Below are 24,511 nucleotides of genomic sequence, written 5' to 3' on the forward strand. Positions count from 1 at the left end.
TCCGTTATGGCAACATTAACTGCAAAAAATCTCGCCAAAGCCTACAAAGGCCGCCGCGTGGTGGAAGACGTCAGCCTGACCGTCAACTCCGGTGAAATCGTCGGCCTGCTGGGCCCGAACGGCGCCGGTAAGACCACCACCTTTTATATGGTGGTAGGCATCGTGCCGCGCGACGCCGGCAACATCATCATTGACGATGAAGATATCAGCCTGCTGCCGCTACATGCCCGCGCGCGGCGCGGCATCGGTTACCTGCCGCAGGAAGCCTCTATTTTCCGCCGCCTGAGCGTCTACGATAATCTGATGGCGGTGCTACAGATCCGCGACGATCTCAGCAGCGAGCAGCGTGAAGATCGCGCTAAAGAGCTGATGGAAGAGTTCCACATTGAACACCTGCGCGATAGCCTGGGCCAGGCGCTCTCCGGCGGTGAACGCCGCCGCGTCGAAATCGCCCGCGCGCTGGCGGCGAACCCGAAATTCATCCTGCTGGATGAACCGTTCGCCGGGGTTGACCCTATCTCGGTTATCGATATTAAACGCATCATCGAACACCTGCGCGACAGCGGGCTGGGCGTACTCATTACTGACCATAACGTCAGGGAGACGCTGGCGGTCTGTGAACGAGCTTATATCGTGAGCCAGGGCCATCTCATCGCCCACGGCACCCCGCAGCAAATCCTTGAAGACGAGCAGGTTAAACGCGTGTACCTTGGGGAAGACTTCAGACTCTGATAGGGTAGAGGTTATAGACGTTTTAGCCGGAGATATTGACCCTGAACATGAAGCAAGGTTTGCAATTAAGGCTAAGCCAACAGCTTGCCATGACGCCCCAACTGCAGCAGGCCATCCGCTTGTTGCAGCTGTCCACGTTAGAACTCCAGCAAGAACTCCAGCAGGCGCTGGAGAGTAACCCGTTGCTTGAGCAAACCGATCTTCACGAAGAGGTTGAAACCACAGAAGCCGAGGACCGCGAGTCTCTGGATACCGTCGACGCGCTCGAACAAAAAGAGATGCCGGACGAGCTCCCGCTGGACGCCAGCTGGGATGAAATCTACACCGCCGGCACGCCGTCGGGTAATGGCGTCGACTACCAGGACGATGAACTGCCGATCTATCAGGGTGAGACCACCCAAAGCCTGCAGGATTATCTGATGTGGCAGGTCGAGCTCACGCCATTCACCGATACCGACCGCGCGATAGCCACCTCCATCGTCGATGCCGTTGACGAGACCGGCTACCTCACTATTTCCATTCAGGACATTGTCGACAGTATCGAAGATGATGAAATTGGTCTTGAGGAAGTTGAAGCGGTACTCAAGCGCGTACAGCGTTTCGATCCGGTCGGCGTCGCCGCCAGGGATCTCCGTGACTGCCTGCTGATCCAGCTTTCACAATTTGCCAAAGAGACGCCGTGGCTGGAAGAAGCCAGGTTGATTATCAGCGAGCATCTTGATCTCCTGGCCAACCACGATTTCCGTAGCCTGATGCGCGTCACTCGCTTGAAAGAAGACGTTCTGAAAGAGGCGGTTTGCCTGATCCAGTCGCTGGATCCGCGCCCGGGTCAGTCCATTCAAACCAGCGAGCCGGAATACGTGATCCCGGATGTACTGGTGCGCAAGGTTAACGGCCGCTGGGTCGTCGAGCTCAATTCCGACAGCATTCCGCGGCTGAAGATTAATCAGCAATACGCGGCGATGGGCAATAATGCGCGCAACGACGCCGACAGCCAGTTTATCCGCAGCAACCTGCAAGAAGCCCGCTGGCTGATTAAGAGCCTTGAGAGCCGTAACGATACCCTGCTGCGCGTCAGCCGCTGCATCGTCGAACAGCAGCAGGCCTTCTTTGAGCAGGGTGAAGAATTTATGAAACCGATGGTGCTGGCGGATATCGCCCAGGCCGTCGAGATGCATGAATCAACCATTTCACGCGTTACCACGCAAAAATATCTGCACAGTCCACGCGGTATTTTTGAGTTGAAGTATTTCTTCTCCAGCCACGTCAATACCGAAGGCGGCGGCGAAGCCTCGTCTACCGCCATTCGTGCGCTGGTGAAGAAGTTAATCGCCGCGGAGAACCCCGCGAAGCCGTTGAGCGACAGCAAGCTCACCACCATGCTCTCCGATCAGGGTATTATGGTGGCGCGGCGCACTGTTGCTAAGTACCGAGAGTCTTTATCCATTCCGCCGTCAAACCAGCGCAAACAACTGGTCTGACACAACCGATAAGGAAGACACTATGCAGCTCAACATTACAGGACACAACGTCGAGATCACTCCCTCCATGCGCGACTTCGTCACTACGAAGTTCAGCAAACTGGAGCAGTTTTTCGATAGGATCAACCAGGTCTATATTGTGTTAAAAGTAGAGAAGGTGACGCAAATCGCGGACGCCAATTTGCATGTCAACGGTGGCGAAATCCATGCCAGTGCGGAAGGGCAGGATATGTATGCCGCTATCGATGGTCTTATCGATAAGCTGGCAAGACAGTTAACAAAACATAAAGATAAACTGAAACAACACTAATTGTCCGGGCGATCGCCCTTATCCGCAGCCCGCGGATAAGGGCAGCTCAGGTGAAATTATGATGAACAACGATTCCGCTCTACAACTGAGCAATGTCCTTAACCAGGATTGTACCCGTAGCCAGGTTCACTGCCAGAGCAAGAAACGCGCGCTGGAAATCATCAGCGAACTGGCGGCGAAGCAGCTAGGTTTACCGCCGCAGGTGGTCTTTGAAGCGATCCTGACCCGTGAAAAAATGGGCAGTACCGGGATCGGCAACGGCATTGCGATCCCTCACGGCAAGCTTGAAGAGGATACCCTGCGCGCCGTTGGCGTATTTGTGCAGTTGGAAACGCCGATCGCCTTCGATGCGATCGACAATCAGCCGGTCGATCTGCTGTTTGCGCTACTGGTGCCGGCCGATCAAACCAAAACCCATCTGCATACGCTCTCGCTGGTCGCCAAACGTCTGGCGGACAAAACCATCTGCCGTCGCCTGCGCGCTGCGGTGAGCGATGAAGAGTTGTATGAGATCATCACCGAAGCAGGAAGCAGCGATGACGCTTAACGTGAGTCGCGTCTTAACCTTTATCGTACTGAGGAGAAACGGTACATGGTACTGATGATCGTCAGCGGCCGCTCTGGCTCGGGGAAATCCGTCGCCCTGCGAGCGCTGGAAGATATGGGCTTCTACTGTGTGGATAACCTGCCGGTAGTGCTGTTGCCTGAGCTGGCGCGAACGCTGGCCGACCGCGATATCTCCGCGGCCGTCAGCATTGACGTGCGCAATATGCCGGAATCACCGGAAATCTTTGAACAAGCGATGCAGAATCTGCCGGAATCCTTCTCCCCGCAGCTGCTGTTCCTTGATGCCGACCGTAACACCCTGATCCGCCGCTACAGCGATACCCGTCGCTTACATCCGCTCTCCAGCAAGAATCTGTCGCTTGAAAGCGCGATCGACGAAGAGAGCGATCTGCTTGAGCCGCTGCGCTCCCGTGCGGATCTGATCGTCGATACTTCCGAAATGTCGGTGCATGAACTGGCCGAGATGCTGCGTACCCGCCTGTTAGGTAAACGCGAGCGTGAATTGACGATGGTCTTTGAATCATTCGGCTTCAAACACGGTATCCCTATCGATGCCGATTACGTATTTGACGTCCGCTTCCTGCCAAACCCGCACTGGGATCCGAAGCTGCGCCCCATGACCGGCCTCGATAAACCGGTTGCCGCCTTCCTCGATCGCCATACGGAAGTGCATAACTTTATTTACCAGACGCGTAGCTATCTGGAGCTATGGTTGCCGATGCTGGAAACCAATAACCGCAGCTATCTGACGGTGGCCATTGGTTGTACCGGCGGTAAGCATCGCTCGGTCTATATTGCCGAACAGCTGGCTGACTACTTCCGTTCGCGCGGTAAGAACGTGCAATCTCGTCACCGGACGCTGGAAAAACGTAAATCATGACCGTCAAGCAAACCGTTGAAATCACCAACAAGCTGGGCATGCACGCGCGCCCGGCAATGAAGCTTTTCGAGCTGATGCAGAATTTCGATGCGGAAGTGTTGCTACGCAACGACGAAGGCACCGAAGCGGAAGCCAACAGCGTTATCGCCCTGCTGATGCTGGATTCCGCCAAAGGACGCCAAATTGAGGTGGAGGCCAGCGGCCCGCAGGAAGTCGAAGCGCTGGCAGCGGTAATTGCGCTGTTCAACGCCGGGTTTGATGAAGACTAATCATCTCCCGGCGGGATCGCGGTTAATGCAGCTTATTGGCCTGCATAAAGCCTTCGCCGCCTAACTGACGCATCTGGCGCAGGATCCACGCTTGTCGGCTATGAACATAGCCTGATGGCGCATCGGCGCGAAAACGAATCGGGTTCGGTAATACCGCCGCCAGCAGCGCGGCCTCTGCAGGGGTCAAACGGCTGGCCGGCTTATGAAAATAGCGCTGGGCCGCCGCTTCTACGCCGAAAATACCGTCGCCAAACTCGGCAATATTCAAGTACACGGTAAGAATGCGCTTCTTGCTCCAGACCGTTTCAATTCCGACCGTCAGCCCCACTTCCAGCCCCTTGCGCAACCAGCTACGGCCATCCCATAAAAACAGGTTTTTTGCCGTCTGCTGAGAGAGCGTCGACGCGCCGCGAATTCGATTTTCATTCCGTTCGTTGTGCGCCAGCGCTTTTTCGATTGCCGGTACGTCAAAACCCCAGTGGTCGGGGAATTTCTGATCTTCGGCGGCAATCACCGCCAGCCCCATCCAGGGGGAAATCTCGTCCATGCCAACCCAATCAGAATGGGCGACATAATGGAAATCACCGGAGAACCAGGCGCTAACCTGGCGCTCCAGCATCACCGCTGAGAACGGCACCGGCAGGACGCTGAATACGGCGATACCGCCGCCCCAGAACACCACACAGACCAGCAGCAGGCGTAACAGCAGGCGCTTAATCATCGCCAGCGGCGCAACACGCTTACTCATTCAGCGAGAACCAGTACGCGATCGACCAGTTTCTCAATACCGCTGGCTGCCTCGGCAATATTCTGCGCCAGCATATAAGCAGGCGTGGTCACCACTTTGTTGTCTTCATCGACCACGATGTCGTCAACCGGGCACGGCACGTGCTCCGCGCCCATCTCTTCCAGCACCTCGGCAGTATCCGGATCGGTACCGATGGTTATCCGCAGCGGCGTCGGGAAAATCTTCGGCAACAGCGCCGGCGCGATACACATAAAGCCCAGCGGCTTACCCGCTTCGTGCATAGCCAGCGTTAACGCCTGCAGATCGCGATCAACAACGCATTCACTTCCCTGGGCGGCAAAATTACTCAGGTTTTTCGCCGCGCCAAAGCCGCCTGGCACAATCAGCGCATCCAGCTCGTCCGCGCGGGCGCTGGCCAAAGGCTGAATAGCGCCGCGCGCCAGGCGCGCCGCTTCAATCAGCACGTTGCGGCTTTCCGCCATCGTTTCGCCGGTCAGATGGTTGATCACGTCGGTTTGCGCCTTATCCGGCGCAAAGCAAACCGCCTGCGCGCCGCGACGCGCAATGGCCAACAGGGTAATGACCGCTTCATGGATTTCTGCGCCGTCGTAAACGCCACAGCCGCTTAATACCACGCCAATCTTCTTCATCTTGCTAACCCCTTAGCGCAACTCTATGAAACAAGTAAATAATTTTGATTTACTCGCTATGCTTCACATATTTTACCGATTCACGTAACAAAATATTTATGGTTTGCTATCTTAATGAGCGAGCAAGCCAAATCCTCAGGTTGCGCCGTGTAAAAAAATCACTCGAACAATCCTGGCTCAACAACCAGTTCCCTGGTGTTGGCGCAGTATTCGCGCACCCCGGTTTATCCGGGGTCATTTTTTATCCGCCGCCGCAATCCAGGCCTTCAGTACCGCAACATCGTTTTGCCACTCGGATTTCATCTCTTCCACCCACTCACCGACGTTGTCTTCCCAGGCGGGTAAATCTGGCGTTTGGATCTGCTGCCCTAATTGCTGGATATGGCGCAAGCCTATCGACCCCGCCGCGCCCTTAATTTTATGGCCTTCATCGACGATACCTTTCTGGTCGCGCGCGGTGAGATTAGATTCCAGCACGGACATGTAGCCCGGCATCATCTTCTCGAACACCGCCAGCCCGTCGGTAATCAGCTTCGGCCCCACCAGCTCGATATATTGTTCCAGCATGTCGGTATCCAGTACCGATGCCGATTTCGCCACATCCACCGCAGGCGGCTCATGGCCATCGTCTTCCGGCGCATCCCAGAATTTCTTGATGATCGCGGTTAACGCCGGTACCGACAGCGGCTTGCTCAGTACATCATCCATGCCGGCATCAAGATACTCTTTTTTGTCCTTCAGGACGTTGGCGGTCAGCGCCACCAGCGGCGGCAACTCATCGGCGGCATAGCGTTGTTTTAGCTGTCGCGAGATATCGAGGCCGGTCATGTCCGGTAGCTGAATGTCCAGCAGCACCAGGTCGTATTCGCCGGGTTCGAACATCTCCAGCGCGGCTTTACCAGTCATCGCCACGTCCACGCTGTTGCCCAATTTTTCCAGCACCGAACGGGCGACAATCACGTTCAGTTCGATATCTTCCACCAGCAGCACATTCAGCGCCGGCAGCGGCATATCGTCTTCGGCCAGCGTATCTTCAACTTCATCAGCTACCGCCTGCGCGTGTACGGTCAAGGTAAACGTCGCCCCCTGCCCCGGCTGGCTGGTCACGCTGATATCGCCGCCCATATTGCGCGCCAGCCGGCGCGATACCGCCAGCCCGATACCGGTACCGGTTGCCGGTTTACCGCCGTGGCTGTCTTTCACCTGATAATACATGGCGAAAATTTTGTCCTGCTCCGCCTGCGGGATGCCGATACCGGAGTCCTCGACTTCGAAGTGCAGCATATCGCCTTCGTCATAGCGGACGCGCACGGTGACATTGCCCTGTTGGGTAAACTTCACCGCATTGCTGATCAGGTTCCACAGGATCTGCCGCAGACGCGTGCCATCGGTTATCACCTTATGCGGCAGCGGCTGGGTTGGCTCCATCACAAAGCGCAAACCTTTCTGCTGCGCCTGCAGGCCTGAGAGGTTCTCCAGATCGGCAAGGAAGCTGGTAAAATCCACCTCCTGATTATCAAGCTGAACTTTGCGCCGCTCCATCTTATCCATATCGATAATATCGTTGAAGATATTCCCCAGCGTCACCGCTGAAACATGGATAGTTTTCAGATATTTTTCCTGCTCGTTGGTCAATTCAGTATCCAGCAGGATGCGGCTGAGCCCAACGATGCCATTGAGCGGCGTACGCAGCTCGTGGCTGATGGTTGAGATAAAGGTGGTCTTGTCCCGGCTGGCGCGCTCCAACGCGTCCTGATAGCGCTTACGCTCGGTAATATCGCGGCCAAAGCCCATCAGGCCACGGCGCTTGCCCACGCGGTCATAGTAGGGGACCTTGCGGATCTCAAAGCAGGCTTTACGCCCATCGGGATAATCGAGCCATTGTTCGTAGGTCAGTGAGACATTATGGCGGAAGACTTTCTCATCGGTCTCCAGCACTTTCACCGCGGCTTCTTCGCTATAGACATCCTGCGGCTTGAGGTGAATCAGCTGCTTTTCGCTTTTACCGGTCAACAATTCCATCGCCCGGTTACAGCCGGAGAACTCTTTATCTTCGTTACGATAGAAAACCAGATCCGGTGAGGCATCAAGGAAAGAGCGCAGGAAAGAGGATTGTTGCTCTAGCTGAATTTGCGTCTCTTCGCGCTCTTTCATCTCTATTTTCAGCTGTTCCAGCGTGGTTTCGCGCTCCGCTTCCGCTTTTTCACGTTCGCCAATTTCCTGGTTCAACTGGGCGATATTATCCTTGAGCTGTACGTTAAGCTTAAGATCGCGCTCGCGCATCTCTTCCAGCTTTTCCACCAGCCGCGAGAGGCGCTGACGCGACTCTTCCAGCTGTTCGACCACCACTGACAGAAAATAGACCGCCCAGGGGGTAATCAGCAGCCCGAAGAAGATAGAGCGGATGACATCGATACTCTCCACCTGTCCATGCAGCACCATCGTGACGGCCATCTGCACCACGATAGCCAGCACCACCAGCGCCAGAGCCAACAGCATTGAAAAGCGCACCAGACCTAACTTCATCATCAGGTCGACATAGTACTGCGCCAGCATACGAATTTGCTTCATGAGGGATTCCTTATCGCCAACTCCGCACAATAATACCCAATTCTGAACATTACGCTGTAAGTTGTGCAAAAAATGCGGCGGTAATCAGCCGTTAAGGAAGTGGAACATCAGGCAGGCTGGATCCACGGCGTCCCCAATGCCGACCCCTGAACGCCATGGGTATTAAGGTATTTGTCCAACTCGACCATACCGGTCCAGCGGTTTTCGCACCACAGCGGCGCCAGTAGCGTCGGGCGGCGGGCGCTGGCCGAGATGCGATGGTAAATCACCTCCGGCGGGGTATGGCGAATCATCTCACCGGCGGTGATCGTATAATCATCCAGCGCAATACCGTTCAGGCGACCCGCCTGCCAGGCTTTCGCCATGATGCTGCCGGTCACGATGTGCAGCGGGTGCAGTTTGATGCCATCGACGCCGGTGTCGACCACCCGTTGCAGGGTGTGCAGGCACTGCTGCTGGGTTTCGCCCGGCAGGCCGACGATAAGATGCGCGCAGACCTTTAATCCGCGCTCGCGCGCCAGTCGGGTGGTGCGCTGGTAGCAGGCAAAGTCATGGCCGCGATTGATACGATGCAGCGTTTTATCATGCGCGGTCTGCAATCCCAGCTCCAGCCAGATTTCATAGCCCTGCTCCCGATATTCGCTGAGCAGGTCCAGCACCGCATCGGGAACGCAGTCGGGGCGGGTGCCGACGCACAGCCCCACGATATTCGCCTGGTTCACCGCCTGCTGATACATTGAACGCAGCAACTGTACTTCGGCAAAGGTGCTGGTGTAGGCCTGGAAATAAGCAAGATAGCGTTTCGCTCGGTTAACCAACTGCGCCTGGTGCGCCAGCTGATCGGCAATCGAACGGTACTGCTGGGCCTCGTCGGCGAAGGAGGCGACATTACAAAATGTGCAGCCGCCGCGGCCAATTGTGCCATCCCGGTTCGGGCAGCTAAATCCACCATGCAGCGTCAGTTTATGAACCTTTTCGCCGTAGCGGCGCGTAAGATCCCCACCAAACATGTTGACTAATTTTTGTAACTGCATAATCTGATAGACCGGCCTCAAGAAAGGGGCCAAGCCTGCCATTTTTAGCCTCCGACGGCGATGACCTGGATCAATCGTCAGCGCGGCCGCTTACCTCATTGCATATTAAATCAAAATAAACGCGGTTTCATTCACACCCGCGGTAATAACATTTACTTATACTTCAATGCTGAGTTTCAATTATCTTTGTCGCAGCAAAAAACAGTTTTATTTCCTGCGATTAAGACAACCAGCAGTCAAATATTCCGCCATAAAAATACAATTCAGCACAGAAAGGTAATCTTAGGCTACGGATATAGTGAGACAGATCACACTAGATTACGCATCCCTGAGAGTTTATATGCCTTTAAAAAAACAACAATTCTTTTTAAAATCATAAAATTAAACACCTCTTAGCACACTTTTGTATAAATAAGATTGCCATTTGACGTAAGTGTGGATTCTCGCTAAGTTGGGAATCCGCTGGAAGCTTTCTGGATGAGCGCTCTGCTCATCATATTTATGCAGTAATTGAGATTCCCTCTTAATAGCAAGTCCTCAAACTTGTGTACCGATGCGAAAAGGATTTAAAGAGGGCGAATGCGAGGTAGGCAAAGATGCCCTTACCCCGTCGCCATGCTCTTGCTGTGCCTTGCGCGCAATCGATTAAGGGGGCGTCCCGTAGAGCCTGGGGAGGTTCACTGATATGTTGTACGACAAATCCCTTGAGCGGGATAACTGTGGTTTCGGCCTGATCGCCCACATAGAAGGCGAACCTAGCCACAAGGTAGTGCGCACCGCTATACACGCACTGGCCCGAATGCAGCACCGCGGCGCGATCCTGGCCGATGGTAAAACCGGCGACGGTTGCGGCCTGCTGTTACAAAAACCCGATCGTTTCTTCCGGATTGTGGCGGAAGAGCGCGGCTGGCGCTTAGCCAAAAACTACGCCGTCGGGATGCTGTTCCTGAATAAAGACCCCGAGCTGGCAAGCGCTGCGCGCCGTATCGTTGAAGAAGAGCTGCAACGCGAAACATTGTCTATCGTTGGCTGGCGCGATGTGCCAACCAATGAAGGCGTGCTCGGTGAAATCGCCCTCTCCTCGCTGCCTCGTATTGAACAAATTTTTGTTAACGCGCCGGCAGGCTGGCGTCCGCGCGATATGGAACGCCGTCTGTTCATCGCGCGCCGCCGCATTGAAAAGCGCCTGCAGGAAGACAAAGATTTCTACGTTTGTAGCCTGTCGAACCTGGTTAATATCTATAAAGGTCTATGTATGCCGGCGGATTTGCCGCGCTTCTACCTGGACCTCGCGGACCTGCGTCTGGAATCCGCCATCTGCCTGTTCCACCAGCGCTTCTCCACCAATACCGTGCCGCGCTGGCCGCTGGCGCAGCCTTTCCGCTATCTGGCGCACAATGGTGAAATCAATACCATCACCGGTAACCGCCAGTGGGCCCGCGCCCGTACCTATAAATTCCAGACTCCGCTGATCCCCGATCTGCATGACGCCGCGCCGTTCGTCAACGAAACCGGCTCTGATTCAAGCTCGATGGATAATATGCTGGAACTGCTGCTGGCAGGCGGGATGGATATCGTCCGCGCGATGCGCCTGCTGGTACCGCCAGCCTGGCAGAATAACCCGGACATGGATCCGGAATTGCGCGCGTTCTTCGATTTTAACTCCATGCATATGGAGCCGTGGGACGGCCCGGCGGGCATCGTCATGTCCGACGGTCGCTACGCCGCCTGTAACCTCGACCGTAACGGTCTGCGTCCGGCGCGCTACGTCATTACCAAAGATAAACTCATCACCTGCGCGTCTGAAGTCGGTATCTGGGACTACCAGCCTGATGAGGTGATGGAAAAAGGCCGCGTTGGGCCTGGCGAGCTGATGGTCATCGATACCCGCAGCGGGCGCATTCTGCACTCGGCGGAAACCGATAACGATCTAAAAAGCCGCCATCCGTACAAAGAGTGGATGGAGAAAAACGTCCGCCGTCTGGTGCCGTTCGAAGACCTGCCGGAAGAAGAAGTCGGCAGCCGTCAGTTGGATGATGACACGCTCGCCAGCTACCAGAAACAGTTTAACTACAGCGCCGAAGAGCTGGACTCCGTCCTGCGCGTCCTGGGGGAAAACGGCCAGGAAGCGGTCGGTTCGATGGGCGATGATACCCCATTCGCCGTGCTCTCCAGCCAGCCGCGTATCATTTATGATTATTTCCGCCAGCAGTTCGCCCAGGTGACAAACCCGCCGATCGATCCGCTGCGTGAAGCGCACGTGATGTCGCTGGCCACCAGCATCGGCCGTGAAATGAACGTCTTCTGCGAAGCGGAAGGCCAGGCGCACCGCCTGAGCTTCAAATCGCCGATCCTGCTGTACTCCGACTTTAAACAGCTGACCACCATGGAGGAGGAGCACTATCGCGCCGACACCCTGGATATTACCTTTGATGCCAACGAAACCACGCTGGCCGAGACGGTAAAAGCGCTGTGCGATAAAGCGGAACAGATGGTACGTAACGGCACCGTACTGCTGGTGCTGTCCGACCGCAACATCGCGAAAGACCGTCTGCCGGTACCGGCGCCGATGGCCGTTGGCGCCATCCAGACGCGCCTCGTCGATAAGAGCCTGCGCTGCGACGCTAACATCATCGTCGAAACCGCCAGCGCCCGCGATCCGCACCACTTTGCGGTGCTGCTGGGCTTTGGCGCGACGGCTATCTATCCATATCTTGCCTATGAAACCCTGGCGAAGCTGGTGGATAGCAAAGCTATCGATAAAGAATACCGTACGGTGATGCTGAACTACCGTAACGGCATCAACAAAGGCCTGTACAAAATCATGTCGAAGATGGGGATCTCGACCATCGCCTCCTACCGCTGCTCGAAGCTGTTCGAAGCGGTCGGTCTGCATCGCGACGTGGCCGACCTCTGCTTCCAGGGCGTAGTGAGCCGCATCGGCGGCGCCGGTTTCGATGACTTCCAGCAGGACCTGCTGAATCTGTCGAAACGCGCATGGCTGGCGCGTAAACCGCTGGCTCAGGGCGGTTTGCTGAAATATGTCCACGGCGGCGAATATCACGCCTACAACCCGGACGTCGTTCGCACCCTGCAGCAGGCGGTTCAGAGCGGCGAATACCGTGATTATCAGGAATACGCGAAGCTGGTTAACGAACGTCCGGCAGCCACGCTGCGCGATCTGCTGGCGCTCAACCCAGGCGATGAAGCCATAAGCATCAATGAAGTGGAATCAGCGAAAGAGCTGTTTAAACGCTTCGATACCGCGGCCATGTCGATCGGCGCGCTGAGCCCGGAAGCGCACGAATCACTGGCGGAAGCGATGAACAGCATCGGCGGCTTCTCCAACTCCGGTGAAGGCGGTGAAGACCCGGCGCGCTACGGCACCAACAAAGTCTCGCGTATTAAGCAGGTGGCTTCAGGTCGTTTCGGCGTTACCCCAGCCTACCTGGTGAATGCCGACGTGATCCAGATTAAAGTCGCCCAGGGCGCGAAACCCGGTGAAGGCGGACAGTTGCCGGGTGACAAAGTGACGCCTTATATTGCCAAACTGCGTTATTCGGTACCTGGCGTGACGCTGATCTCCCCGCCGCCGCACCACGATATTTACTCTATCGAGGATCTGGCGCAGCTGATTTTCGACCTCAAGCAGGTCAATCCGAAGGCGATGATTTCCGTCAAACTGGTTTCCGAGCCGGGTGTCGGCACCATCGCCACCGGCGTGGCGAAAGCCTACGCAGACCTAATCACTATCGCCGGCTACGATGGCGGTACCGGGGCGAGCCCGCTTTCATCGGTGAAATATGCCGGCTGTCCGTGGGAACTTGGCCTGGTGGAAACCCAGCAGGCGCTGGTCGCCAACGGCCTGCGTCATAAAATTCGCCTGCAGGTAGATGGCGGCCTGAAAACCGGCCTCGATATCATCAAAGCGGCGATCCTTGGCGCGGAAAGCTTCGGCTTCGGCACCGGCCCGATGGTCGCGCTGGGCTGTAAATACCTGCGTATCTGTCACCTGAACAACTGCGCCACCGGCGTAGCGACCCAGGACGACAAACTGCGTAAGAACCACTACCACGGCCTGCCGTTCAAAGTGACCAACTACTTTGAATTCATCGCCCGCGAAACCCGCGAGCTGATGGCGCAGCTGGGCGTGAAGCGTCTGGTGGACCTGATCGGCCGCACCGACCTGCTGAAAGAACTGGAAGGCTTTACGGCGAAACAGCAGAAACTGGAGCTCGGCAAACTGCTGGAAACCGCTGAGCCGCTGCCGGGCAAAGCGCTGTACTGCACCGAGAGCAACCCGCCGTTCGATAACGGCGTGCTCAACGCGCAGCTGCTGCAGCAGGCGAAGCCGTATGTGGATAACAAACAGAGCAAAACGTTCTGGTTCGATATTCGCAACACTGACCGTTCCGTTGGGGCGTCGCTGTCCGGTTATATCGCCCAGACTCACGGCGACCAGGGGCTGGCCGCCGACCCGATTACCGCCCACTTTAGCGGTACCGCGGGCCAGAGCTTCGGCGTCTGGAACGCCGGCGGCGTTGAGCTGCACCTGACCGGCGACGCCAACGACTACGTGGGTAAAGGCATGGCGGGCGGTCTGCTGTCGATTCGTCCTCCGGTCGGCTCCGCCTTCCGTAGCCATGAAGCAAGCATCATTGGCAACACCTGTCTGTATGGCGCGACCGGCGGTCGTCTGTACGCGGCAGGACGCGCGGGCGAACGCTTTGCGGTACGTAACTCCGGCGCCATCACCGTGGTGGAAGGCATCGGCGACAACGGCTGTGAATACATGACCGGCGGCATCGTCTGTATCCTGGGGAAAACCGGCGTGAACTTCGGCGCAGGTATGACCGGCGGCTTTGCTTACGTCCTGGATGAAGATGGCGACTTCCGTAAACGCGTTAACCCCGAACTGGTGGAAGTTCTGGACGTGGACACGCTGGCTATCCATGAGGAGCACCTGCGTGGCTTAATTACCGAACACGTCCAGCTTACCGGTTCGCAGCGCGGCGAAGAGATCCTCGCCAACTGGCCGGCCTTCGCAGCGAAGTTTGCGCTGGTTAAACCGAAGTCCAGCGATGTTAAAGCACTGTTGGGTCACCGTAGTCGTTCCGCAGCTGAGCTGCGGGTGCAGGCGCAGTAAGGGGTTAAGATGAGTCAGAACGTATACCAATTTATCGACCTGCAGCGCGTTGATCCGCCAAAGAAACCGCTGAAGATCCGTAAAATTGAATTTGTAGAAATTTACGAGCCGTTTTCAGAAGGCCAGGCCAAGGCGCAGGCAGATCGCTGCCTCTCCTGCGGCAACCCGTACTGCGAATGGAAATGTCCGGTGCACAACTACATCCCTAACTGGCTGAAACTGGCCAACGAGGGGCGTATTTTTGAAGCGGCCGAACTGTCGCATCAGACCAACACCCTGCCGGAAGTCTGCGGACGTGTCTGCCCGCAGGACCGCCTGTGCGAAGGTTCCTGTACCCTGAACGATGAGTTCGGCGCGGTAACCATCGGCAACATTGAGCGCTATATCAATGATAAGGCGTTTGAGATGGGCTGGCGTCCGGACTTGTCCGGCGTGAAACAAACCGGTAAAACCGTCGCCATTATCGGCGCCGGTCCGGCAGGCCTGGCCTGCGCGGATGTGCTGACCCGTAACGGCGTAAAGGCGATCGTTTTCGATCGTCATCCGGAAATCGGCGGTCTGCTGACCTTCGGCATCCCGGCGTTTAAGCTGGAAAAAGAGGTGATGACCCGCCGCCGTGAGATCTTCACCGGCATGGGGATTGAGTTCCGGCTCAATACCGAAGTGGGACGTGACGTCCAGCTCGACGATCTGCTGAAAGAGTACGATGCCGTATTTCTGGGCGTGGGCACCTACCAGTCCATGCGCGGCGGACTGGAAAACGAAGATGCCAACGGCGTGTATGACGCACTGCCGTTCCTTATCGCCAACACCAAACAGATCATGGGCTTTGGCGAAACGGCGCACGAACCGTTCGTCAGTATGGAAGGCAAACGCGTGGTGGTTCTCGGCGGCGGCGACACCGCGATGGACTGCGTGCGGACCTCGGTTCGTCAGGGGGCGGCGCACGTTATCTGCGCCTATCGTCGTGACGAAGAAAACATGCCGGGTTCCAAACGCGAAGTGAAAAACGCGCGTGAAGAGGGTGTCGAATTCCAGTTCAACGTCCAGCCGCTGGGCGTGGAAGTGAATGCCAACGGCAAAGTGTGCGGCGTGAAAATGGCGCGCACCGAAATGGGCCAGCCGGATGCGAAAGGCCGCCGTCGCGCGGAAATCGTCGCCGGTTCCGAGCATGTGGTGCCGGCAGACGCGGTGGTGATGGCGTTTGGTTTCCGTCCACACAGCATGGAATGGCTGGCGAAACATAGCGTCGAGCTGGATTCTCAGGGCCGCATCATCGCCCCGGAAGGCAGCGACAACGCGTTCCAGACCAGCAACCCGAAAATCTTTGCCGGCGGCGATATCGTTCGCGGCTCAGACCTGGTGGTAACGGCGATTGCCGAAGGCCGTAAAGCGGCGGACGGGATCCTCAACTATCTTGAAGTCTGATTAGACCCTGAGTCTCAACACAGAAAAGCCCGATGGTTAACGCCACTGGGCTTTTTTTATGCTTCATCGATTGGAAACGGCTTGTTTCAACGCCGCATTATACCAACCGCAGATATGCTCTAAGCGGGTTATCGCTGAACCGACGGTAACTGCCCACGCGCCGTGGCGCATCGCCTCAGCCGCCTGCGCTGGCGTATTGTAGCGCCCCTCGGCGATCACTCTGCAGCCCGCGGCACTCAGGCTTTTCACCAGCGCCAGGTCGGGCTCATCCGGCGTCTCTTCTGAGGTATAGCCTGAAAGAGTGGTGCCGACGATCTCTGCGCCCAGCTGCCAGCACTGCAGGGCATCGGCCTGAGACGAACAATCCGCCATCGCCACTTTTCCCTGATGATGAATTTCCGCCAATAGCGCCGATACCGACGCTGGACGCTGACGCTGCGTACCGTCAATGGCAATAATATCTGCTCCGCCCTGCGCCAGCGCGTCGATATCTTCCAACCATGGAGTAATACGCACTGGGCAATCAGGCAGATCGCGCTTAATCAGAGCGATAATGGGCACCGTCACTAACGGACGGACGGTATGTAGGTTGTTCAGACCTTCAATGCGCAGCGCCACGGCCCCCGCCTGCTCTGCCGCAAGCGCCATTGCGGCGACAATCTGCGGGTCATCAAGCGGACTGCCGGGTACCGGCTGACAGGAGACGATGAGTCCGCCATGATGGCGTATGCGCGAATTTAGTTGTTCAAATAAAGACATTCCTGCTCTCTGGACGGATACGTGTAGCATTAACAGTACCAGCGGCAGGACGCGTGATGTGTGGCGGGGTTAACAAAGCAGACAGGCAAAAAAAACAGGCCCCGGAGGGCCTGTCAGGCATTACTTCACAACGCGCAGCGCCGGACGACCACCGCGCGGCGGCGGCGGCGTGTCGTCTGGATCGTCATCGTGATTATCCGGCTTATCGCCATCAATCACCGACATCACCGTTTCGTTTTCGCTCTCAGACACGACGTCATCATCGTTGAGGCTGCTGACATCTTCGTCATAGGCCGCTTCAGGTTCAAACATCGTTCCTGCGCCGTTCTCACGGGCATAGATAGCGAGTACCGCAGCCAGCGGCACGGAAACGTTGCGCGGTACGCCGCCGAAGCGAGCATTAAAGCGCACTTCGTCATTCGCCAGTTCCAGATTGCCCACCGCACGTGGCGCAATATTCAGAACGATTTGGCCGTCGCGAGCGTACTCCATCGGCACGAGAACGCCTGGCAGCGTCACATCGACGACCAGGTGCGGAGTCAGCTGGTTATCCAGCAGCCACTCATAGAACGCCCGCAGCAGGTACGGGCGACGCGGCGTCAGCTGTGAGACATCCATTATTTAGCCCCGGCCGAGGCGCATTTCACGCTCGGCTTCAGTTAAAGAAGCGAGGAAAGAATCACGTTCGAAGACGCGAGTCATATAGCCCTTAAGCTCTTTCGCGCCAGCACCCACCAGTTCTACGCCGAGAACCGGCAAACGCCACAGCAGCGGAGCCAGGTAGCAATCGACCAGGCTGAATTCGTCGCTCAGGAAGTAAGGCTTCTGAGTAAAGACCGGCGCAATCGCCTGCAGTTCTTCACGCAGTTGCTTACGAGCGGCATCAGCCTGGGCCGCGGTACCGGTCTGGATGGTATTCATCAGCGAATACCAGTCTTTCTCGATACGTTGCATGTACAGACGGCTTTCACCACGCGCCACCGGGTAAACCGGCATTAGCGGCGGATGCGGGAAACGCTCATCCAGGTATTCCATAATGATGCGGGATTCCCACAGAGTGAGCTCACGATCCACCAGCGTCGGGACGCTTTGATTCGGGTTGAGGTCAATCAGATCCTGAGGCGGGTTATCCTTCTCCACGTGCTCTATCTCAAAACTGACACCTTTTTCGGCCAGCACGATGCGGACCTGATGGCTATAGATGTCAGTAGGACCAGAAAACAGCGTCATTACCGAACGTTTGTTGGCAGCGACAGCCATGAAAACCTCCAGGTATATTCAGAATTTTTACTGCTGCCGACCACGCATGGCCAGCCAGATGTATAAACCCCATTCGCACGGCGACGATATGTTCATTGATTAACTAAAAAATGAACAACCACCAGCATTTGGGCAGAAAATTGGATGATAGTTTACCAGATTTTGCGGACGTTGTGGTGAGGGTATTCTGGAAATGCTGAAAAAGTGGTAAGAACAGACCATTTCTTTGTGGATAACAGCCGTTTTATCCATAAAAAAACCCGCCGAAGCGGGTTTTTTCGCAAATTGTTCTGCGTGAGCAGAAAACAATTAACGTTTGGAGAACTGCGGACGACGACGTGCTTTACGCAGACCGACTTTCTTACGTTCAACCTGACGAGCGTCACGAGTAACGAAGCCAGCTTTACGCAGTTCAGAACGCAGGGACTCGTCGTACTCCATCAGAGCGCGGGTGATACCGTGACGGATCGCACCAGCCTGACCAGAGATACCACCACCTTTAACAGTGATGTACAGATCCAGTTTCTCAACCATGTCGACCAGTTCCAGCGGCTGACGAACTACCATGCGGGCAGTTTCACGACCGAAGTACTGTTCCAGCGAACGCTGGTTGATTACGATTTTGCCGTTGCCCGGTTTGATGAAAACGCGAGCTGCGGAACTTTTGCGGCGACCAGTGCCGTAGTATTGATTTTCAGCCATTGCCTATAATCCCGATTAGATGTCAAGAACTTGCGGTTGCTGTGCCGCGTGGTTGTGCTCGTTACCAGCGTAAACTTTCAGTTTACGGTACATAGCACGACCCAGCGGGCCTTTTGGCAGCATGCCTTTAACCGCGATTTCAATCACACGCTCAGGACGGCGGGCAATCATCTCTTCAAAGGTCGCTTCTTTGATACCACCGATGTGGCCGGTGTGGTGGTAGTACATTTTGTCTTCGCGCTTGTTGCCGGTTACAGCAACTTTTTCTGCGTTCAGAACGATGATGTAATCACCAGTATCAACGTGCGGAGTGTATTCCGCTTTGTGCTTACCGCGCAGGCGACGAGCCAGTTCAGTAGCCAGACGGCCCAGAGTTTTACCGGTCGCGTCAACAACATACCAGTCGCGTTTTACGGTTTCTGGTTTAGCTGTAAAAGTTTTCATTAAAAGCTTACCCAAATAAATAAGTTACACGTTGGTGAACACCCAAACGTTTAGTCAGTTGAGGTTCACACGACAAAGTCCGGCAAACCTACCCCTTCGAATAGCCTATGCCAGCACATAGAAGATTTCGGGAAAAAAAACCTTCTCGTAACGTGGGGTCGCAAGATTATAGAGAAGTAGGGGCCAAAGATCGACCCCTTTATGTGATTTGCAGCAGGTTTTTCTCAATGTGAGAAGAAGGCTGGATTCAGGGCATGTGCGGTTGTTTCAGATACTCTTCGCTTTGCATTTCCTGCAGGCGCGATAAACAGCGCTGGAACTCAAACTTCAGGCGTTCGCCCTGATAGATCTCATACAGCGGCACCGCCGCGCTGACCACCAGTTTTACGTGACGTTCGTAGAATTCATCCACCAGCGCGATAAAGCGCCGCGCTTCGCTCTCAAGATGCGTCGTCATCACCGGCACATCGAACAACATCACGGTATGGAACAGGCGTGACAGCGCGATGTAATCATGCTGGCTGCGCGCATCCACGCATAGCGTGTCGAACGACGCCGCCAAAGTCTGGTTTTCCACGCCTAACGTCGGCAGCGGCCGGTGGTTAATTTCCAGCGTCGGCATCTGCTCGCGTTTGGCTCCCGCCAGCGCCAGCCAGAGTTTATCCATTTGCTGGCTGGTCTCGCCATTGAGCGGCGACAGCCACAGATGCGCCTGGGTTAATGTGCGCAGGCGGTAATCAATCCCCGCATCGACGTTCATAATGTCGCAATGCTGTTTGATGGCGTCTATCGCCGGCAGGAAACGCGCGCGCTGCAGACCATTGCGGTAGAGCTCGTCCGGCGGGATGTTTGAGGTAGCAACCAGCGTAATCCCACGCGAGAACAGCGCTTTCATTAAGCCGCCGAGCAGCATGGCATCGGTGATGTCGGAGACAAAAAACTCGTCAAAGCACAACACATCGGTTTGCGCTTTAAAGCGATCGGCAACGATTTCCAGCGGGTCGCTATGCCCCTGCAAGGTAGTTAACTCTTCGTGTACGCGCAGCATAAAGCGATGGAAATGCAGGCGCTGTTTACGCTCGCCCGGCAGGCTTTGATAAAACATATCCATCAGCCAGGTTTTGCCGCGCCCAACGCCGCCCCACATATACAGGCCGCGTACGGCGGTCGCTTCCGCCGCCGGTTCGCGTTTGCCAAGCAGCTTGCTGAATTTCGCCCGCAGCCCGCCGCCCGCAGGCGCTGCGGCTACAGGTTTTTCCTGCAGTTCACGATAGATGGTATCGAGGCGGCTGACCGCTTCTTGTTGCACGTCGTCTGGTTGATGGCTGCCCTCTTTGAGAGCTAAAAGGTAACGCGATGTTGGGGACAGGCTTTGCATGATCTTATTGTTATTCCTTGAAAACCGTGGCGCCGTGGCCCACGATTGACGAAAAAAAGGCGGTTCTACAGTACGCGATGATACGCCAGGATTCCACTTCTGTGGAATTAGCGGTTATAGTGGCACTATCGGGCGCAGGCGGAGAGCCTAACAGCCACCCTACGGAACCACAAAACAACGGGAGATGTTCATGACCTGGGAATACGCGCTAATTGGATTAGTCGTCGGTATCATCATCGGTGCCGTCGCCATGCGTTTTGGTAACCGCAAATTGCGTCAGCAACAAGCGCTGCAGTTCGAACTGGAAAAGAATAAAGCAGAGCTTGAAGAGTATCGCGAAGAGCTGGTCAGCCATTTTGCGCGCAGCGCAGAACTGCTGGACAACATGGCGGATGACTACCGTCAGCTGTATCAGCACATGGCAAAAAGCTCCAGCAGCCTGCTGCCGGACGCAATGGCGGACGCCAATCCGTTCCGCAATCGCCTGGCGGAGTCCGAAGCCAGCAACGATCAGGCGCCGGTACAGATGCCGCGCGATTATTCTGAAGGCGCATCCGGCCTACTGCGCGGTGGCGCGAAACGCGACTGATCCCGCTGTCTGCGTAAAAATATTTACCGGGCGCGCCTTCCGCGCCCGTCTTCCCCCTGCATCCCAGCTACAATTTAAGCACGGACCGCATTGTTAGCCGGTCGAAAATTCAATAACATCAAACCATTCAGACGTATTTTCCATACACCTCAGGTTACGAGAGCCAGCATCTAATGAAGAAACAGACTTTGCTGTTGAGTGCGTTAGCGTTAAGCATTGGATTATCGTTGTCGGTCCTGCCTCCGGCGGCGGCATCACTGCCGACCCAGGTTCCAGGCCAGGGCGCGCTACCGAGCCTCGCGCCGATGCTGGAAAAAGTATTGCCTGCGGTGGTCAGCGTGCAGGTAGAAGGCACCGCCTCGCCGGTGCAGAATATGCCGGAAGAGCTGAAAAAATACTTCGGCGACAACGCGCCGCAAGAGCAGGCGCAGCCGTTTGAAGGCCTCGGTTCAGGGGTGATTATCGACGCCGCCAAAGGCTACGTGCTGACCAACAACCACGTAATAAGCCAGGCGCAGAAAATCAGCATTCAGTTGAACGATGGCCGCGAGTTCGATGCCAAACTGGTCGGCAGCGACGAACAGAGCGATATCGCCCTGCTGCAGGTTTTAAAACCCAGCAATTTAACGCAAATCGCCATCGCGGATTCCGACAAGCTACGCGTCGGCGATTTCGCCGTTGCCGTCGGCAACCCCTTCGGCCTCGGGCAAACCGCTACTTCCGGCATCATCTCCGCGCTGGGTCGTAGCGGCCTTAATCTCGAAGGGCTGGAAAACTTTATTCAGACCGATGCCTCAATTAACCGCGGCAACTCCGGCGGCGCGTTGCTGAATCTCAACGGCGAGCTTATCGGCATCAATACCGCCATTCTGGCGCCGGGCGGCGGCAGCATCGGTATCGGCTTCGCCATCCCGAGCAACATGGCGAAGACCCTCGCCGATCAGCTTATTCAATACGGCGAAATCAAACGCGGCCTGCTGGGCATTAAAGGCATGGAAATGAGCGCAGATATCGCCAAAGCGATGAATATCAACGCTCAGCGCGGCGCCTTTGTAAGCGAAGTCCTGGCCAATTCAGGCTCCGCAAAAGCTGGGATTAAATCCGGTGACGTTATCGTCAGCATGAACGGCAAGCCGCTAAGCAGCTTCGCCGAGCTGCGCTCGCGTATCGCCACTACCGCCCCTGGCACAAAAGTAAAACTGGGGCTACTGCGCGACGGCAAACCGTTGGACGTTGAGGTCACGCTGGATAAGAGCACCTCCTCCACCGCCAGCGCCGAGCTGATTATCCCGGCCCTGCAGGGAGCGGCGCTAAGCGATGGTCAGTTAAAAGACGGCACTAAGGGCGTGAGCATCGATAACGTCGATAAAGGCAGCGCGGCGGCTCAGGTTGGCCTGCATAAAGACGATCTCATTATCGGCCTCAACCGCCAGCGCGTGCGTTCCATCGCCGAGCTACGTAAAGTGCTGGAAACCAAACCGGCCGTCATCGCGCTGAATGTGCTGCGCGGTAACGAAAGCATTTATCTGCTGCTACGCTGACGGCTGCATCCGGACATCGCGCGTCGTGCGATGTCCGGATAAGTCATGCTATGCTGCGCCTGCCCATTAATTAACGATATTCGCATCATGCCAGGAAAGCTTTTACGTTCAGTCCTTATCGGTTTAATCGTCGGCGGCATCCTGCTGGCGGCGATGCCTTCGCTGCGCCAGTGGCAGCTCTCGTCGGCGACGCCGAGCGATACCGCTGACGAATCGCCCGCCAGCTATAATGCTGCGGTAAGACGCGCCGCGCCGGCGGTGGTCAACGTCTATAACCGCGCGCTGAACAGCACCAGCCATAACCAGCTGACGCTCGGCTCCGGCGTTATCATGGACCAACGCGGATATATCCTCACCAACAAGCACGTCATCAACGATGCCGATCAGATAATCATCGCCTTGCAGGATGGACGGGTATTTGAAGCCCTGTTGGTCGGTTCCGATACCCTGACTGACCTGGCGGTGCTCAAAATAAACGCCAGCGGCGGCCTGCCGGTTATCCCGATTAACCCGAAACGCGTTCCGCACATCGGCGATGTGGTACTGGCGATAGGCAACCCGTATAACCTCGGACAAACCATCACCCAGGGGATCATCAGCGCGACCGGTCGTATTGGCCTGAACCCCACCGGGCGGCAGAATTTCCTGCAAACCGACGCCTCTATCAACCACGGCAACTCCGGCGGCGCGCTGGTCAACTCGCTGGGTGAACTGATGGGTATTAACACCCTGTCGTTTGATAAGAGCAATGACGGCGAAACGCCGGAAGGGATCGGCTTTGCCATCCCGTTCCAGCTGGCGACCAAAATCATGGACAAACTGATCCGCGACGGCCGGGTGATCCGCGGTTACATCGGGATCAGCGGCCGCGAGATCGCGCCGATGCATGCGCAGAGCGGCGGCATGGATCAGATCCAGGGGATCGTCGTTAATGACGTCGCACCTGACGGCCCAGCGGCGCAGGCCGGGATCCGCGCCAATGATGTGATCATCTCGGTGAACGATAAACCGGCGATCTCGGCGCTGGAAACCATGGACCAGGTCGCAGAAATTCGCCCGGGTTCAGAAATCCCGGTGGTCATCATGCGTGATGATAAGAAAATCACCCTGCACGTGGCGGTACAGGAATATCCGGCGACAAATTAAAGATTAGCGCTCCGTTATCGGAGCGCGATTAATCAACAAACAGCGGTCCCGCCGGGAATCTGGCCAGAAACCCGGTCACCGCCAGCAACGACCATAATGATGGCCAGCGGACCTGCCGCTCCCGCAGTTCATCATCCAGCGTCAGTAACGCTAATTCTCCTCTCTCGCCGAGAACCCCGCCCTGCCACAGCAGCCGTTGCGCCTGCTGCCGCGCCCACGGCGATTCACTCTTCCAGGCCAGCAAGTGCAGCAGCGACTGTTGTAAGCAAACGCTGTGCGAATGGTTATCCCGCAGCAATCGTCGATACACCGGCAGCGAGATACTGCGTACGCTGTAGAATCCGCTGCGCGATTCACTATCAGCCTGCGCCATGCTGGCGCACATCTGCCCGGCCAGATCGCATAAACGATTATGCGTCAGCGGCTGGCGCAGCGCATCCAGATGCCCGGCGGCGGCGCAAAGCAGGCCGCTCCTTTGCTGCTCATGCGCCCGCGAATCAAGCAACGCCGCTATCGTTTCAGCCACGCCGATCTGCGCATGCTGTACACCTGCGTCATAACAACAGACAAAGAAATCATGGCTGCCACGGACGACTGGCGGATGCGCCAGCAGATACAGAGCCGGATGCAGTTGTTCAAGCTCCTCCAGCGACGCCAGAGTGTCATCAATGACTCCCTCTTTTGCCGATGACCTGCTGCCAGGATGTAATGCTACCGTTTCATTCATCAAAGCCTCCTCAGGGAAAATTCCCGGCTCGTGCGGCGCCCGGCCGGACTATGGGATCACCGGTAGCCCGGATAAGGCGCAAGCCGCCATCCGCGAACCTCTCCCCGGTGGCGCTGCGCTTACCGGGGCTACAAACCGGAGCGGACCGG

At 56.3% G+C, this 24,511-nt stretch carries 22 protein-coding genes; 11 read left to right on the forward strand and 11 right to left on the reverse strand.

Translation table 11 applies throughout. The features are described 5' to 3' along the window. The first annotated feature begins 6 nt into the window (after positions 1–6). From lptB to npr, 6 genes are read left to right on the forward strand one after another with little or no spacing between them, the layout of a single operon-like run. The gene (gene lptB, locus ABLU78_RS17210) at positions 7–732 is read left to right on the forward strand and encodes an LPS export ABC transporter ATP-binding protein (protein ID WP_004206203.1); all 726 of its coding nucleotides are present in this window, start codon (positions 7–9) and stop codon (positions 730–732) included. Between the two features lie 47 nt (positions 733–779). Continuing rightward, on the forward strand, positions 780–2,213 hold the full coding sequence (rpoN, locus tag ABLU78_RS17215) for an RNA polymerase factor sigma-54 (RefSeq protein ID WP_032715896.1): 1,434 nt from the start codon (positions 780–782) through the stop codon (positions 2,211–2,213). A gap of 22 nt (positions 2,214–2,235) precedes the next feature. Beyond that, entirely contained in the window at positions 2,236–2,523 is a 288-nt protein-coding gene (gene hpf / locus ABLU78_RS17220; protein ID WP_048229556.1) for a ribosome hibernation promoting factor, read from the forward strand. 58 nt (positions 2,524–2,581) lie between these two features. Beyond that, on the forward strand, positions 2,582–3,070 hold the full coding sequence (ptsN, locus tag ABLU78_RS17225; RefSeq protein WP_015369492.1) for a PTS IIA-like nitrogen regulatory protein PtsN: 489 nt from the start codon (positions 2,582–2,584) through the stop codon (positions 3,068–3,070). Positions 3,071–3,115: 45 nt separating this feature from the next. Further along, positions 3,116–3,970, forward strand: coding sequence for an RNase adapter RapZ (gene rapZ, locus ABLU78_RS17230; RefSeq protein WP_015369491.1), 855 nt, complete (start codon positions 3,116–3,118; stop codon positions 3,968–3,970). After that, positions 3,967–4,239 (forward strand): PTS phosphocarrier protein NPr, encoded by a 273-nt coding sequence (gene npr, locus ABLU78_RS17235; RefSeq protein ID WP_002918431.1) that lies wholly within the window; start codon positions 3,967–3,969, stop codon positions 4,237–4,239. Before rapZ ends, npr begins: the two co-directional genes overlap by 4 nt. 22 nt (positions 4,240–4,261) lie before the next feature. Here npr and mtgA read toward each other — a convergent pair whose 3' ends face one another. From mtgA to ABLU78_RS17255, 4 genes are all read right to left on the reverse strand, one after another. Then, positions 4,262–4,987, reverse strand: a complete 726-nt coding sequence (mtgA, locus tag ABLU78_RS17240) for a monofunctional biosynthetic peptidoglycan transglycosylase (RefSeq protein WP_015369490.1) — start codon at positions 4,985–4,987, stop codon at positions 4,262–4,264. Next, complete coding sequence (gene elbB / locus ABLU78_RS17245; RefSeq protein ID WP_032709251.1) at positions 4,984–5,637, reverse strand: isoprenoid biosynthesis glyoxalase ElbB; 654 nt, start codon at positions 5,635–5,637, stop codon at positions 4,984–4,986. The genes mtgA and elbB overlap by 4 nt, the downstream gene beginning before the upstream one ends. Before the next feature lie 234 nt (positions 5,638–5,871). After that, entirely contained in the window at positions 5,872–8,208 is a 2,337-nt protein-coding gene (gene arcB, locus ABLU78_RS17250; protein ID WP_015703609.1) for an aerobic respiration two-component sensor histidine kinase ArcB, read from the reverse strand. 107 nt (positions 8,209–8,315) lie between these two features. Beyond that, on the reverse strand, positions 8,316–9,242 hold the full coding sequence (locus tag ABLU78_RS17255) for a TIGR01212 family radical SAM protein (protein WP_015703610.1): 927 nt from the start codon (positions 9,240–9,242) through the stop codon (positions 8,316–8,318). A 685-nt stretch (positions 9,243–9,927) separates the two neighbouring features. Here ABLU78_RS17255 and gltB point away from each other — a divergent pair. After that, positions 9,928–14,388, forward strand: a complete 4,461-nt coding sequence (gene gltB / locus ABLU78_RS17260; RefSeq protein WP_015703611.1) for a glutamate synthase large subunit — start codon at positions 9,928–9,930, stop codon at positions 14,386–14,388. Between the two features lie 9 nt (positions 14,389–14,397). After that, positions 14,398–15,816 carry a glutamate synthase subunit GltD gene (gene gltD / locus ABLU78_RS17265; RefSeq protein ID WP_015369485.1) on the forward strand — a complete coding sequence of 473 codons (1,419 nt, stop codon included), beginning with the start codon at positions 14,398–14,400 and terminating at the stop codon, positions 15,814–15,816. Between the two features lie 63 nt (positions 15,817–15,879). Here the strand turns inward: gltD and ABLU78_RS17270 are convergent, their stop codons facing one another. From ABLU78_RS17270 to zapE, 6 genes are all read right to left on the reverse strand, one after another. Next, on the reverse strand, positions 15,880–16,575 hold the full coding sequence (locus tag ABLU78_RS17270; RefSeq protein WP_032712589.1) for an N-acetylmannosamine-6-phosphate 2-epimerase: 696 nt from the start codon (positions 16,573–16,575) through the stop codon (positions 15,880–15,882). A gap of 120 nt (positions 16,576–16,695) precedes the next feature. Next, on the reverse strand, positions 16,696–17,193 hold the full coding sequence (sspB, locus tag ABLU78_RS17275; protein ID WP_015369484.1) for a ClpXP protease specificity-enhancing factor: 498 nt from the start codon (positions 17,191–17,193) through the stop codon (positions 16,696–16,698). 3 nt (positions 17,194–17,196) lie between these two features. Further along, the gene (gene sspA, locus ABLU78_RS17280; protein WP_015369483.1) at positions 17,197–17,835 is read right to left on the reverse strand and encodes a stringent starvation protein SspA; all 639 of its coding nucleotides are present in this window, start codon (positions 17,833–17,835) and stop codon (positions 17,197–17,199) included. Positions 17,836–18,144: 309 nt separating this feature from the next. Next, complete coding sequence (rpsI, locus tag ABLU78_RS17285; RefSeq protein ID WP_000829818.1) at positions 18,145–18,537, reverse strand: 30S ribosomal protein S9; 393 nt, start codon at positions 18,535–18,537, stop codon at positions 18,145–18,147. Between the two features lie 15 nt (positions 18,538–18,552). Continuing rightward, positions 18,553–18,981: a 50S ribosomal protein L13 gene (gene rplM, locus ABLU78_RS17290; protein WP_002918559.1), complete on the reverse strand. Its 429-nt coding sequence runs from the start codon at positions 18,979–18,981 to the stop codon at positions 18,553–18,555. 247 nt (positions 18,982–19,228) lie between these two features. Continuing rightward, positions 19,229–20,359, reverse strand: a complete 1,131-nt coding sequence (gene zapE, locus ABLU78_RS17295) for a cell division protein ZapE (protein WP_015703612.1) — start codon at positions 20,357–20,359, stop codon at positions 19,229–19,231. Positions 20,360–20,549: 190 nt separating this feature from the next. Here zapE and zapG point away from each other — a divergent pair, with 190 nt between their 5' ends. From zapG to degS, 3 genes are all read left to right on the forward strand, one after another. Next, on the forward strand, positions 20,550–20,948 hold the full coding sequence (zapG, locus tag ABLU78_RS17300; RefSeq protein WP_015369480.1) for a Z-ring associated protein ZapG: 399 nt from the start codon (positions 20,550–20,552) through the stop codon (positions 20,946–20,948). A gap of 173 nt (positions 20,949–21,121) precedes the next feature. Then, a complete protein-coding gene (degQ, locus tag ABLU78_RS17305; RefSeq protein ID WP_015369479.1) occupies positions 21,122–22,489 on the forward strand; it encodes a serine endoprotease DegQ in 1,368 nt (455 codons plus the stop codon). 87 nt (positions 22,490–22,576) lie between these two features. Next, positions 22,577–23,635, forward strand: a complete 1,059-nt coding sequence (gene degS, locus ABLU78_RS17310) for an outer membrane-stress sensor serine endopeptidase DegS (protein ID WP_047080093.1) — start codon at positions 22,577–22,579, stop codon at positions 23,633–23,635. Between the two features lie 28 nt (positions 23,636–23,663). On the opposite strand, the gene ABLU78_RS17315 is transcribed toward degS, so the two are convergent. Then, positions 23,664–24,362, reverse strand: coding sequence for a membrane protein associated with oxaloacetate decarboxylase (locus ABLU78_RS17315; RefSeq protein ID WP_048229560.1), 699 nt, complete (start codon positions 24,360–24,362; stop codon positions 23,664–23,666). Positions 24,363–24,511 lie beyond the last annotated feature (149 nt).

Source organism: Klebsiella sp. JN_Kp122 (assembly GCF_040062085.1).
GTDB classification, from domain to species: Bacteria; Pseudomonadota; Gammaproteobacteria; order Enterobacterales; family Enterobacteriaceae; genus Klebsiella; species Klebsiella aerogenes.

Coding starts and splice junctions, on each gene's coding strand:
- ABLU78_RS17255 (WP_015703610.1), bottom strand. CDS start 9,242: ATGCAGTTACAAAAATTAGTCAACATGTTTGGTGGGGATCTTACGCGC.
- npr (WP_002918431.1), top strand. CDS start 3,967: ATGACCGTCAAGCAAACCGTTGAAATCACCAACAAGCTGGGCATGCAC.
- degS (WP_047080093.1), top strand. CDS start 22,577: ATGCCAGGAAAGCTTTTACGTTCAGTCCTTATCGGTTTAATCGTCGGC.
- elbB (WP_032709251.1), bottom strand. CDS start 5,637: ATGAAGAAGATTGGCGTGGTATTAAGCGGCTGTGGCGTTTACGACGGC.
- lptB (WP_004206203.1), top strand. CDS start 7: ATGGCAACATTAACTGCAAAAAATCTCGCCAAAGCCTACAAAGGCCGC.
- ptsN (WP_015369492.1), top strand. CDS start 2,582: ATGATGAACAACGATTCCGCTCTACAACTGAGCAATGTCCTTAACCAG.
- zapE (WP_015703612.1), bottom strand. CDS start 20,359: ATGCAAAGCCTGTCCCCAACATCGCGTTACCTTTTAGCTCTCAAAGAG.
- sspB (WP_015369484.1), bottom strand. CDS start 17,193: ATGGATGTCTCACAGCTGACGCCGCGTCGCCCGTACCTGCTGCGGGCG.
- ABLU78_RS17315 (WP_048229560.1), bottom strand. CDS start 24,362: ATGAATGAAACGGTAGCATTACATCCTGGCAGCAGGTCATCGGCAAAA.
- rplM (WP_002918559.1), bottom strand. CDS start 18,981: ATGAAAACTTTTACAGCTAAACCAGAAACCGTAAAACGCGACTGGTAT.
- degQ (WP_015369479.1), top strand. CDS start 21,122: ATGAAGAAACAGACTTTGCTGTTGAGTGCGTTAGCGTTAAGCATTGGA.
- mtgA (WP_015369490.1), bottom strand. CDS start 4,987: ATGAGTAAGCGTGTTGCGCCGCTGGCGATGATTAAGCGCCTGCTGTTA.
- sspA (WP_015369483.1), bottom strand. CDS start 17,835: ATGGCTGTCGCTGCCAACAAACGTTCGGTAATGACGCTGTTTTCTGGT.
- gltD (WP_015369485.1), top strand. CDS start 14,398: ATGAGTCAGAACGTATACCAATTTATCGACCTGCAGCGCGTTGATCCG.
- arcB (WP_015703609.1), bottom strand. CDS start 8,208: ATGAAGCAAATTCGTATGCTGGCGCAGTACTATGTCGACCTGATGATG.
- gltB (WP_015703611.1), top strand. CDS start 9,928: ATGTTGTACGACAAATCCCTTGAGCGGGATAACTGTGGTTTCGGCCTG.
- rpoN (WP_032715896.1), top strand. CDS start 780: ATGAAGCAAGGTTTGCAATTAAGGCTAAGCCAACAGCTTGCCATGACG.
- hpf (WP_048229556.1), top strand. CDS start 2,236: ATGCAGCTCAACATTACAGGACACAACGTCGAGATCACTCCCTCCATG.
- ABLU78_RS17270 (WP_032712589.1), bottom strand. CDS start 16,575: ATGTCTTTATTTGAACAACTAAATTCGCGCATACGCCATCATGGCGGA.
- rapZ (WP_015369491.1), top strand. CDS start 3,116: ATGGTACTGATGATCGTCAGCGGCCGCTCTGGCTCGGGGAAATCCGTC.
- rpsI (WP_000829818.1), bottom strand. CDS start 18,537: ATGGCTGAAAATCAATACTACGGCACTGGTCGCCGCAAAAGTTCCGCA.
- zapG (WP_015369480.1), top strand. CDS start 20,550: ATGACCTGGGAATACGCGCTAATTGGATTAGTCGTCGGTATCATCATC.